We start from the raw sequence: 12677 nt of genomic DNA, 5'->3' as shown, positions 1-12677 counted from the left end.
ATAAAAATTAGATAGAATTTCCATGCAAAAAGCAATCCCTATAACCGCCTATAAATCGAGTAATCTCTCTGGAAAAATTCAAATACCAGGAGATAAATCAATCTCTCATCGCTCTCTTATATTGGGAGGATTAGCAAGTGGTGAGACATATATTCATGGATTACTTGAAAGCGCTGATGTACTCAATACAGCTGCTGCTATGCAAGCTATGGGTGCCTGTATTATTAAAAAAGATGACTTCTGGATCATACGAGGAACAGGGAATGGTTGCCTTTTAGCTGCACAAAAACCTTTAGACTTTGGAAACGCTGGAACAGGTGCTCGTTTGGTTATGGGAATGGTTGGTCCGTATCATATGCAAACAACCTTTATTGGTGATGCTTCTCTCTCTAAACGTCCAATGGGACGTATCCTGGATCCACTGCGTCTCATGGGGGTTAAAATTGAGGCAACGAAGGACGAACACCTTCCTTTAACTCTTTATGGTCCGAAAATGGCTAATCCGATTCGTTACCGTGTTCCAATAGCTTCCTCCCAAATTAAATCAGCAATCCTGCTTGCTGGACTCAATACCGCCGGCATTACAACTGTTATTGAACCAGTTCTGACACGAGATCATACGGAAAAAATGTTAAAAGCATTCGGTGCGCAACTTGAAATAGAAAAAGATAACGAAGGTGCGCGTTTGATTCATCTTAATGGTCAACCCCATCTTACTGGGCAAACGATTCATATTCCGGGTGATCCTTCTTCTGCTGCTTTTCCAATTATCGCAGCCCTTCTTGTAGAAGACTCTGATATCACCATTGAAAATGTTTTGATAAATAACTCTCGAATAGGACTTATCGAAACATTGTGGGAAATGGGTGCTCAAATTGAATTTTTGAACCGACGTCAAACAGGTGGAGAGGATGTTGCTGATCTACGGATAAAATCATCGGTTCTTAAAGGCGTTACGGTGCCAAAAGAACGTGCTCCATCGATGATTGATGAATATCCTGCTTTGGCAGTAGCGGCAGCTTTTGCAGAAGGTAAAACAGTGATGTTAGGAATTGAAGAATTACGTGTAAAAGAATCAGATCGACTGTCTGCTATTGCTCAAGGACTCGAAATTAATTGCGTAGACTGTGAAGAAGGTCAAGATTTTCTTATTGTTTATGGGAAAGGTTCTGCCAAAGGTTTGGGTGGTGGACATGTCTCCACACATCTTGATCATCGAATTGCTATGTGTTTTCTCATTTTTGGGCTTGTATCAGAAAAACCTGTTACCATTGATGATAAACGAATGATTGCTACGAGCTTTCCAGAATTTATTTCTTTTATAAAACAACTTGGGGGGAAAATCGCTTGAAGCCTTTTGTTATTGCCATTGATGGACCTGCAGCCTCGGGCAAAGGAACCTTAGCACGCAAAATTGCTGCACATTATCGTCTTCGCCATCTTGATACTGGTCTTACTTATCGTAGTGTTGCTCATACGCTTTTACAACAAAATTTAGCTCTTAATGATGAAAAAAATGCTATTATTTATGCTAAAGAACTTGATTTTAATACCTTAAATCCTAATCTTCTTTCTTCCCATGAACTTGGTGAAGCGGCTTCAAAAATAGCGATTAACCCTACTGTACGCAAAATTCTTGTCGAAAAACAACGCAACTTTGCTAAAGTTTTGCCCGGCTGTGTGCTTGATGGGCGTGATATCGGAACTATTGTTTGTCCTGATGCCGATATCAAGTTTTATATTCTAGCCAATGTTCAAACACGCGCAAAACGTCGCTACCAGGAGATTTTAAAAAAGGGTGTTCAAGCAAATTATCATGAAATCCTAGCTCAACTTCAACAGCGCGACAGTCGCGATATAACGCGCAAACAAAGTCCACTAAAACCAGCAAAAAACGCCCACTTGCTTGATACGTCAGAATTGAGTATAGAAGCAACATTTGAAATTGCATGTAGTTTTATTGATCCAATCATAAAAATGCATATAATTGGATAAATTCGTTCAGGTGACTTCCAGCCTAGCGCTAACTTTTTTTCCTTTATTCAAGGAAAAAGGCAGGGAGTTGCTTATGTTAACACTAACCTAGCGCTCATACCTTATAATACAAGGTATATATTAGGAGTTCTTATGTCACAATACAATCCCACAACAGCGGATTTTGAAGCCCTTTTAACAGAATCTTTTCAAACCAATGACCTTAATGAAGGATCTGTTGTTAAAGGTCGTGTTATTGCAATCGAAAAAGACATGGCCATTATTGATGCTGGTCTTAAAGTCGAAGGACGTATTCCTCTCAAAGAATTTGGAGCTAAAGCAAAAGACGGTTCTTTGCAAGTTGGCGATGAAGTTGAGGTTTACATTGAACGCATTGAAAATGCGATGGGTGAAGCTGTTTTATCGCGTGAAAAAGCACGGCGCGAAGAAAGTTGGGTCCGTTTGGAGGAAAAATTCAATGCTGGTGCACGCGTTAATGGAGTGATCTTTAGCCAAGTAAAAGGTGGATTTACAGTCGATCTTGATGGTGCTGTTGCTTTCTTGCCGCGCAGCCAAGTTGATATTCGTCCCATTCGTGATGTTTCACCTCTCATGCATAATTCTCAGTCCTTTGAAATTTTGAAAATGGATCGTCGTCGTGGCAATATTGTGGTCTCACGTCGTACTGTTTTAGAAGAAAGTCGCGCCGAGCAACGTTCAGAAATTGTACAAAATCTTGAAGAAAACCAAATCGTTGAAGGTGTAGTGAAAAATATCACAGATTATGGTGCCTTTGTTGATCTTGGTGGGATTGATGGTCTCTTGCACGTTACAGATATGGCATGGCGACGTGTTAACCACCCATCTGAAGTCCTCACAATTGGTCAAACGATTAAAGTTCAGATCATTCGCATTAATCAAGATACGCACCGTATTTCTCTTGGAATGAAACAGCTTGAAAGTGATCCTTGGGAAAGCATCAGTGTTCGGTATCCGATTGGTAAAAAAATTACGGGTGCTGTTACCAACATTACTGATTACGGTGGTTTTGTTGAAATTGAGCCAGGAATCGAAGGGTTGATCCATGTTTCTGAAATGAGCTGGACAAAGAAAAATGTTCATCCTGGAAAAATTCTGTCTACATCACAAGAAGTAGAAGTGGTTGTTCTTGAGATTGATCCTTCTAAACGGCGTATTTCTCTTGGCTTAAAGCAAACATTTGAAAATCCATGGGAAGCTTTTGCTAATAAATTTCCTGTCAATTCGCAAATTGAAGGAGAGGTTAAAAATAAAACAGAATTTGGTCTGTTTATTGGGCTTGAAGGCGATGTTGACGGTATGGTTCATTTGTCTGATCTTGATTGGAACCGTCCTGGTGAACAAGTCATTGATACTTACAATAAAGGAGATATCGTTAAAGCTGTGGTCCTTGATGTTGACATTGAAAAAGAGCGCATTTCTCTTGGAATTAAGCAGCTTTCCAGCGATAAAGTTGGAGAAGCAGCTGCTTCTGGCGAATTGCGAAAAGGTGCTGTTGTAACATGCGAAGTGATTTCTGTTAACGACAATGACATTGGTGTGAAATTGATTGACCATAACCTTGAGACAACCATTCGGCGTGCTGATCTCGCGCGTGATCGTGATGAGCAACGTCCTGAGCGTTTCGCAATTGGGCAAAAGGTTGATGCTCGCATCACAGCATTTGATAAAAAAACACGTAAAATTTCAGTATCGATTAAGGCTTTAGAAATTGCAGAGGAAAAAGAAGCTGTTGCACAATATGGTTCTACAGATGCAGGTGCTTCTCTTGGTGATATTCTTGGTGCAGCTTTGAAAAAACAAGAACAAGATTAATCATCAATTATTAAAGTTGACGGTGTTATTAAGGTCACTCATTTTAGGGTGACCTTTTTATTTTCTAAAAAATTGTCTGCTTATTTTCTAAGTATTGCGTAAAAAATTATAAATGCTTGCAACTAAAAACAAAAAGTTTGTTTTTTGTCTATCAACGGTTCACTATTCAGATAAAATGCTTACAATTTAAATAAAAAACGATGTAATTGAATAACAATGGGACATTATGACGTGCATAATACCTTTCATAAAATGCTTTTTTTTTAAAAGAGAAAAAAACCATTTTATTAATACGGATTTTCCTCTTCGTGCAATTTATAAGGTACAGGAAGATCTTTATAACTTAGGGCATGATATAGCTTCTGGTAAAGAAATTTTACTCCCTGAATATGAAGGAGTAGAAGATTTTCGCAAGAGATTAAATGAAAATGCTAAACTTATTCTTCATGCCTTTCATACCAGTGATTTTGCTGCCCGAAATGATGAGACCATCGCACCGTCTGCTCAATGGCTCATTGATAATCATTACACCATTGATAAAACCATACAAAAGCTACGTCGTAATCTACCCAAGTCCTTCATAAAGCAACTTCCTCTTTCTACACACAAAGCGGGAATACCAAGAATTTTTGCTTTAACTTGGCTTTATATTGCGCATACTGATAGCAGCTTTTCACAAGAAACACTCACGGCTATGACCAATGGATTTCAAGAAGTTTGTGCGCTCACAATCGGTGAATTGTGGGCTCTTCCTTCTGTTATGCAAATGCTTCTCATTGAAAATGTCCGTCGTCTTTCAGTACGTATCGAAAAAGCGCGACATATGCGCCATCTTGCTAGTCAAGTGGCTGATAAAATTTCTCTTGTAGAAAATAAAACAAATCTACACTCTCTTTTTACGCAGTATAAACCATTTACTGTTGATCCAACTTTTTCAGCACATTTATTCTATCGCTTGCGCAGTGCATCTGTCGATTCAACCGTAGCATTAACTTGGCTTGAAAAGCAATTGAAAAGCCAAGGAAGTAGCTTAGAGATTGCAACAGCCGATGAACATACTCGACAAGCAGCAGATGGTGTGACCATGGGGAATATCATCCGTGCTCTTAAAGCTATAGATGATGTTGATTGGACAGCATGGTTTGAAACAGTGAGTTGTGTCGATTCTATTTTGCGTAAAAATAGTGATTTTTCTGAAATTGATTCTCACTCACGCAATATTTACCGACAAGTCATTGAAAAAGTTGCACGCTTTTCGCCTCTTAGTGAGCTGGAAATTGCACATAAAGTTGTAGAAATGGCAAATTCCACTTCTAAAGATATGCCGCATCATTCTTGTGTGGGATGGTACCTTGTTGATGAGGGTCGTGGCATATTTGAAAAGGCTTGTGGATATATCCCGCCCTCTCTCATAAAATGGATACGCGCTTCCTATTGTTCAAAATTGAGAGTCATCGCCATTCCTGTCTCTTTTCTGACGCTCGCTCTTTTGCTTGTAATTTACGCCCTTTTACAAATATCTGGCATGACACAATGGATGACTTTTTGCTTTACTGTATTAGCGCTTTTTCCTGCTATCGATGCAGCTTTTGCTTTATTTAACACTTTTGTTTCGTGGTTTGTCCCATCAAGACAACTCATTGGTTATGAATATAAAGAAGGTGTTCCAAAACATGCACGGACAATGGTTGTTGTACCTACTTTGATGACATCACGCGATGATATTGATGAACAAGTGCGCAATCTTGAAGTGCACTATCTTTCCAATTCTAAAGGTGCCATTCATTTTGCACTAATTACAGATTGGGTGGATGCGCCATTGAGAGAAACGCAAGATGATCTTGATTTATTGCACTATGCGCAAAAGAGTATTGATAAACTCAATAGTCGTTATCATGGTGATGAACTTCCTCTTTTTTTTCTTTTACATCGCCGACGCCTTTATAATACAAGCGAAAAATGTTGGATGGGATGGGAACGAAAGCGAGGAAAACTTCATGAACTTAATCGGCTTTTAAGAGGCGATAAAAACACAAGCTTTTATCCTCCCAATCTACATCTTCCTATGGATTGCCGTTTTGTTATGACGCTGGATTGTGATACACGTCTTACTCCAGAGAGCGTTGCGAAACTTGTTGGAAAGCTTAACCATCCACTCAATCATCCCATTTTTGATCCGCAAAGTGGAAAGGTTGTAAAAGGCTATAGCGTTTTACAACCACGCATTATTCCTTCTCTTACAACAGGAAAAAAAACATCAATTCTCCAACGGGTTTTTTCTATCAACCGTGGCATTGATCCTTATGTTTTTGCTGTTTCTGATACTTATCAAGATCTTTTAGGAGAAGGCACCTTTATCGGTAAAGGTCTTTATAATATTGATGCATTTGAACAAGCGCTTGATGGCAAAATTAAAGAAAATACTATTCTTAGTCATGATCTCTTAGAAGGAGGTTATGCTCGTACTGCTCTGGTAAGTAGCATAGAAGTCATTGAAGATTATCCAACCGCTTATAATATTGATGTTATGCGTTATCATCGCTGGATTCGCGGTGATTGGCAACTTTTGCCTTATCTTTTTTTGCATCGTCAAATAAGTTCCGTGATGCGTTGGAAAATGCAGGATAATTTACGTCGTTCTCTCACTCCACTTATGTGGTTAATTGCAGCATTTGCAGGATGGGCTTTTTTGTCTTTAAAGAGTGCAATCGTCTGGCAAATATTCTTGTTGTTTAGCTCCTTCATTTCACCTATTCTATGTGTATTAAAAACGCTTGTCTCGTCCAATATAGATCATTCTTTGCGTGGACATTTTCAATTAATTTGGAACAAAACTGTTCTTACAAGCGCTGATATATTTCTTAAAACGACGTTTCTTGCTCATTCGGCGTATTTTATGAGCGATGCGATTATTCGTACACTCTATCGTATGACGATTTCAAAACAGCATCTTCTTGAATGGAAAACTTCTTCCTCAACAAAATCAATGCCCAATAGTTTGCCTTTCTATATTTTTACAATGGCACCAGCATCGCTTATTGGTGTCCTTACTGTAGCACTCCCTCTTTTTTCTGATAGTTTTGCAAGCTTGATTGCTCTACCTTTTGGGATAGCATGGTTTTTTTCACCCTTCATTGCTTGGATTGTGAGTCAACCTTCAACCTTTCAAGATAGCCTTGATCTTTCTTCAAAAGATGAAAAACAACTTCGCTCTATTGCACGGCGGACATGGCTTTATTATGCAACCTTTGTCAATGCACAAAACAACTATTTGCCTCCCGATAATTTTCAAGAAGATCCTGAACCTCTTGTTGCTCAACGTACATCTCCTACGAATATTGGCGTTTATCTCCTTTCTATTATTGCTGCACGTGATTTTGGCTGGACTGGTTTTGAAGAGACCATTACCCGTATTGAATGTACATTACGTTCTCTTACAAAAATGGAAAAGTTCCGTGGTCATCTCTATAATTGGTATGAAACAGATACACTCAGGCCTCTTTTACCTACTTATGTATCAACCGTTGATTCAGGAAATCTTGCCGGTCATTTGGTAACACTCTCTTCTGCCTTAAGTGAATGGGCGGAAAAACCGCATCTTTTTTTTCAAAGTGATCGAGAAGGCTTATCGGATGTTCTTGCTATTCTTGAAGAAACTGTCAGAGAAATTCCAGATCATCAACCTAGTTTACGCTCTTTACGCCAAAAAATCGAAGAAAACATCACTCGTTTTCATGACTCTGTCTTCACTTTTGTAGAACAAGAAAATGAGATTTCTTCTCACATCATAGACCTTTCACTTGCAGCCCACGATATTGTGCACTTAGTCGATGAACTTGACCACAAAATTCAAACGATAGAATCTTCTCGTGCGCTTTCTTGGGCTAAATGCCTTATCGATACCTGTAACGCTTATCATCATGATGCGACTGCTCATTATGATACTGAAAAATTACGTAAAAAACTAAACAGGCTGGCTATAGTGGCACGGCAAATAGCCTTTGATATGAAATTTGACTTTTTAGAACAGCCTAAACGGCATCTCTTATCCATTGGATATCGTGTTCAAGAAAACAAACTCGATGAAAATTGTTATGATCTACTTGCTTCAGAAGCACGTCTTGCAAGCTTTTTTGCCATCGCAAAAGGAGATATAAAACTTAAACATTGGTTTCGTCTTGGTCGACTCCTTGTACCCATAGGTTGGAAAGGTGCGCTCCTATCATGGTCTGGATCGATGTTCGAATATCTTATGCCATCTCTTGTAATGCATGAACCTTTAGGATCTCTGCTAGATCAAACAAATCGATTGATTATTCGTAGTCAAATACAATATGCCCATAAACGAGGATTGCCATGGGGTATTTCAGAGGCTGCATTTAACGCTCGCGATCATTTAATGAATTACCAATACGCTCATTTTGGTGTTCCAAACCTCGGACTCCAACGTGGTCTTTCACGCAATGCTGTCATTGCTCCCTATGCCAGCCTTCTAGCGGCACAATATGCTCCTGCTTGCGCTGTCGCTAATTTAAAACGACTCCGTAATCTTGGAGCTTTAGGAACATATGGTTATTATGACTCTGTCGATTTTACCCCTTCACGCGTGAAAACAGGGGAAAAATACGCTGTTGTACGCAATTATTATGCGCACCATCATGGTATGTCTATCCTTGCTCTTAACAATGTTATTTTTCAAGGGCGAATGCGTGATCGTTTTCACCGTGATCCCATTGTTGAAGCAACGCAATTGCTGTTACAGGAAAGAGCGCCTCATCTCATTCCTATTATTCATACCAAGGCTGTTAATCGTATGCGCAATAAGTCTAAAGCATTGGATGCAGCTCCTTTGCGCATTATTACAAATCCGTTGCTCAAACCACGAGCAACTTTACTTTTGTCTAATGGCTTTTATTTTACTATGTTAACAGCGAATGGTTCTGGTTACAGCCGTTGGCACGATTATGCGATTACGCGCTTTATTCCTGATGCAACAGAAGATCAACAAGGTACTTTATTCTTCTTACGCGATACACATAGTGGGCGGTGGTGGTCTGTTACTGGTGAACCAACACGTGTTATTGAAGAAGAAGCTGTCAGCATTTTTACAGATGAAAAGGCTGAATACACAAAAATAGTTGATGGTATAAAATCAACACTTGAATGTCTTATTACATCTGAAGGATGTGGCGAAGGTAGACGTATTCAACTGATGAATACGACAAATAAAGACCGCCTCATTGAAGTGACTTCTTATGGTGAATTAGCGCTTGCCACAATGGATATAGACCAAGCTCATCCTGTTTTTTCCCGTATGTTTATAGAGACAGAAATTGCTGAGGAAGGTAAAACAATTTTTGCCAAAAGGCGCAAACGCTCACCTAGCGATCCTGAAATCTATGTTGCCCATTTTGTCTCCAGTACAACAGATATTCTTCAAGAGACAGAAGCTGAAACGGATCGTTCGTTGTTTATTGGGCGGGGTCGATCCATTCATCGTCCCGCTGCATTTGACCAAAATGCTTGTTTCAGTAACAGTCAAGGTTGTGTTCTTGATCCTATTATGTCATTGCGATGCCGTATAAAAATTGCAGCATATGGAAAAGCAGAACTTATTTTTTGGACTTTTGCTGCTCATACAAAAGAAGCGCTGCATAATCATATAAAACATTATCGACAACCTGATATGTTTCAAAAAGAACTTTCAAGGGCATGGACGCGCTCACAAGTCGCACTGTATCAGAGCGGAACCCAGCCTAAAGAAGCTATTGTCTATCAAAAATATGCCACATCGCTTATCTACCTTGATCGAACATGGCGTCTTCCTCCTGAAATATTAGCAAAAACGCTTGGAAAACAGTCTGATCTTTGGCCTTTGTCCATTTCAGGAGACAATCCACTCTGTCTTCTTAGATTAAATAACGAGGGAAATATTACTGTACTGCGTGAGCTCCTTAAAGCACACGAGTATTGGCGTATGCGCGGACTCATCGTTGATTTGGTGATTCTCAATGAACAAGCATTTTCTTATATACAAAATACACAACGGGCTCTTGAATGGGTCTGTGAATCTTATCGATACCACACACAAGAAGCAGATGAACGCCAACATATTTTCATGCTTCAGCGTGACAAAATAAATGAACAAAGTTTTAAAACGCTTCTTGCATCAGCGCGCATCGTTCTTGATGCTCAAAATGGCTCTTTATCTGAACAGCTTAAACGACTTGATGAGAGTGATTTTGATCTTACAATTCATAAAAATTATCATGAATTTCATGATCAATTAGATTCCCAAAAATATAACGAAGGAAGGAAGGTTACAACACAAACTGAACAAAATTTTTTTGCTTCCATTGGTCTTATTAGCCAACAAAAACCATTGCCTTTTCCCATAAATGGAGAAGATCTAAAATATTGGAATGGTTACGGTGGTTTTAACCAGTATAACCATTATATAATACGTCTTCATGGACGTACGACTACACCCCACCCGTGGATTAACGTCATCGCTAATCACAAATTTGGTTTTCATGTCTCTGCTGAAGGAGCAATTTTTACTTGGGTTAACAATAGCCGCGATTATAAATTAACTCCTTGGGCAAATGATCCAACGTCTAACCGGCCAGGAGAAGCACTTTATCTGGTTGATCGCCAGTCTTTAAAACGTTTTTCACCCGTTTCTGCTGTAGAATGTGATGAAAATATTGTCTATGAGGCTTGTCATGGTTTTGGATTTTCAACTTTTAAATCGACACATTCAGAAATTGCATTAGAATTAACTCATACACTCGATCCGGAAAAACCAGTTCGCTTTTCACGTCTTACCCTCACGAATGAAGGGAAAAAACCACGCAGTTTACGCCTTTATAATTATGTTGAATGGGTTTTGGGAAATATCGATACAAAATATGCCCCCTTCATTATTTCCTCTTATGAGGACAAAAGGGGTGCACATTTTATTCAAAATCCTTATCACATTGAAAAATCTCAACAAGTCACATTTTTATTGGCATCTGAAATGCCAAACAGCACTACAACCAATCGTGCTGAATTTATTGGTGCAACGGGAACCGTAACGCATCCAACTGCGATTCGTAAAGCCGGTGCTCTTTCAAATACCATTGAAGCAGGATGTGATCCTTGTTCAGCATTTTCCTATGATATTGATCTTCAAGCAGGGCAAACAAAAGAAATCATCTTCTATCTTGGCAGTGCTGAAAATAGACAAGAAGCTGAAAAATTACTCAATCAAGTACGTGCAAGTGATTTTGAAATTCTACTCACAAAACAAAAACAGCAATGGAGTGATTTTGTTTCTCCTTTTCAAGTTAAAACACCGGATCCCTCTTTTGATATTATGGTCAATCATTGGCTCCCTTATCAGACCTATGCATGCCGTATCATGGCACGCGCAGGATTTTACCAAGCTAGTGGTGCATTTGGCTTCCGTGACCAGTTACAAGATAGCTTATCTTTATTATTGTTGGAACCACAACTGGCACGTGCACAATTGTTAAACGCCGCCGCGCACCAATTTCTTGAAGGGGATGTGCAACATTGGTGGTTACCCGATACAAATGCTGGTGTTCGTATGCGCATTTCTGATGATATCGTTTGGCTTGCATATACAACAGCTCTTTATGTCAATACCACTGGCGATGATGCCTTTCTTGATACGCTCATTCCTTTTATTGAAGGCGATGTTCTCAAAAGTGGGCAACAGGATGCTTATTTTCAACCCACCCAATCCTCAAAGGTTGCAACAGTTTATGAACATTGTGCTTTAGCTTTAGACCTTGCCATTAAACGTTGTGGACCCCATGGTCTCCCTCTTATTTTAGGTGGGGACTGGAATGATGGCATGAATTTGGTAGGTGTGGAAGAAAAAGGTGAAAGCACTTGGTTAGGATGGTTTCTTGGCACTACATTACAAGCATTTATTCCTTTGGCCAAAAAACGTGGTGATAACAGCCACATGCAAATATGGAGTACATACCTTGAACGCTTAACAAAATCCCTAGAGGAAAACGGCTGGGATGGTGCTTGGTATCGACGTGGTTATTTTGATGATGGAACACCTCTTGGTTCTAAAATCAATGATGAATGCCAAATTGATACCATAGCTCAATCTTGGGCTGTCATTTCTCAAATGGCGTCGCCTGAACATCAAAAGCAAGCAATGACATCAATGTTGGAACATCTCTATGATAAAAAAGGCAGACTCATTCGCCTTTTTTGGCCACCTTTTGATAAAAGTACACTTGAGCCCGGTTATATAAAAGGTTATCCTCCAGGAATCCGAGAAAATGGTGGTCAATACACGCATGGTGCTATTTGGAGTATTTTAGCATTGGCAAAAATGGGGCAAAACGATAAAGCTTATGCGTTATTTTCTATGATTAACCCGATTACTCATGGACAAGATCCTGAAACTTATCGTGTTGAACCTTATGTGATGGCCGCAGATATTTATTCTGTTACACCACGATGTGGTCAAGGCGGTTGGACATGGTATACAGGCTCAGCCGGTTGGTTTTATCGCGCCGCAACACAAGCTATTCTTGGAATACAGCGTCAGGGAGACCTGTTTTTTTTACAGCCACATTTACCCTCTATTTGGCCAAAATATGAAGCAATAATGAAGTTTTATGATGCCGTTTATACCATTAAAGTAAAATGGGGACCTAAAGATATGCTTCATGTTAATGGCAAAAAATATACCGAAGTTCATGCGGGGATAAAGTTACACAAAACAGGTCAGCATGAAATTATACGTATTGTTAAATCTTAAAGATGAAAGATGAAAAAAGAGAGCAGACCTTTTTATTCTTGCTCAAAACTGTAGA

General features: G+C 39.3%; 4 protein-coding genes. All 4 read left to right on the top strand.

The window, feature by feature from the left end; translation table 11 throughout:
• Positions 1 to 22: 22 nt before the first annotated feature.
• The 4 genes from aroA to ACFIJ0_RS04190 all read left to right on the top strand — a co-directional run bounded on the left by aroA (position 23) and on the right by ACFIJ0_RS04190 (position 12622).
• Positions 23 to 1351 carry a 3-phosphoshikimate 1-carboxyvinyltransferase gene (gene aroA / locus ACFIJ0_RS04205; protein WP_375624755.1) on the top strand — a complete coding sequence of 443 codons (1329 nt, stop codon included), beginning with the start codon at positions 23 to 25 and terminating at the stop codon, positions 1349 to 1351.
• Positions 1348 to 1995, top strand: coding sequence for a (d)CMP kinase (gene cmk, locus ACFIJ0_RS04200; protein WP_375624754.1), 648 nt, complete (start codon positions 1348 to 1350; stop codon positions 1993 to 1995). Before aroA ends, cmk begins: the two co-directional genes overlap by 4 nt.
• Before the next feature lie 132 nt (positions 1996 to 2127).
• The gene (rpsA, locus tag ACFIJ0_RS04195; protein ID WP_375624753.1) at positions 2128 to 3828 is read left to right on the top strand and encodes a 30S ribosomal protein S1; all 1701 of its coding nucleotides are present in this window, start codon (positions 2128 to 2130) and stop codon (positions 3826 to 3828) included.
• A 226-nt stretch (positions 3829 to 4054) separates the two neighbouring features.
• Positions 4055 to 12622 carry a GH36-type glycosyl hydrolase domain-containing protein gene (locus ACFIJ0_RS04190; RefSeq protein WP_375644241.1) on the top strand — a complete coding sequence of 2856 codons (8568 nt, stop codon included), beginning with the start codon at positions 4055 to 4057 and terminating at the stop codon, positions 12620 to 12622.
• Positions 12623 to 12677 lie beyond the last annotated feature (55 nt).

Origin of the sequence: Bartonella sp. OC68QHHN (assembly GCF_042193875.1) — a bacterium.
In the GTDB taxonomy this organism is placed as follows: domain Bacteria; phylum Pseudomonadota; class Alphaproteobacteria; order Rhizobiales; family Rhizobiaceae; genus Bartonella; species Bartonella grahamii_A.
Note: the sequence above shows the minus strand (reverse complement) of the source record. Positions and strands in the feature narration are given on the sequence as shown.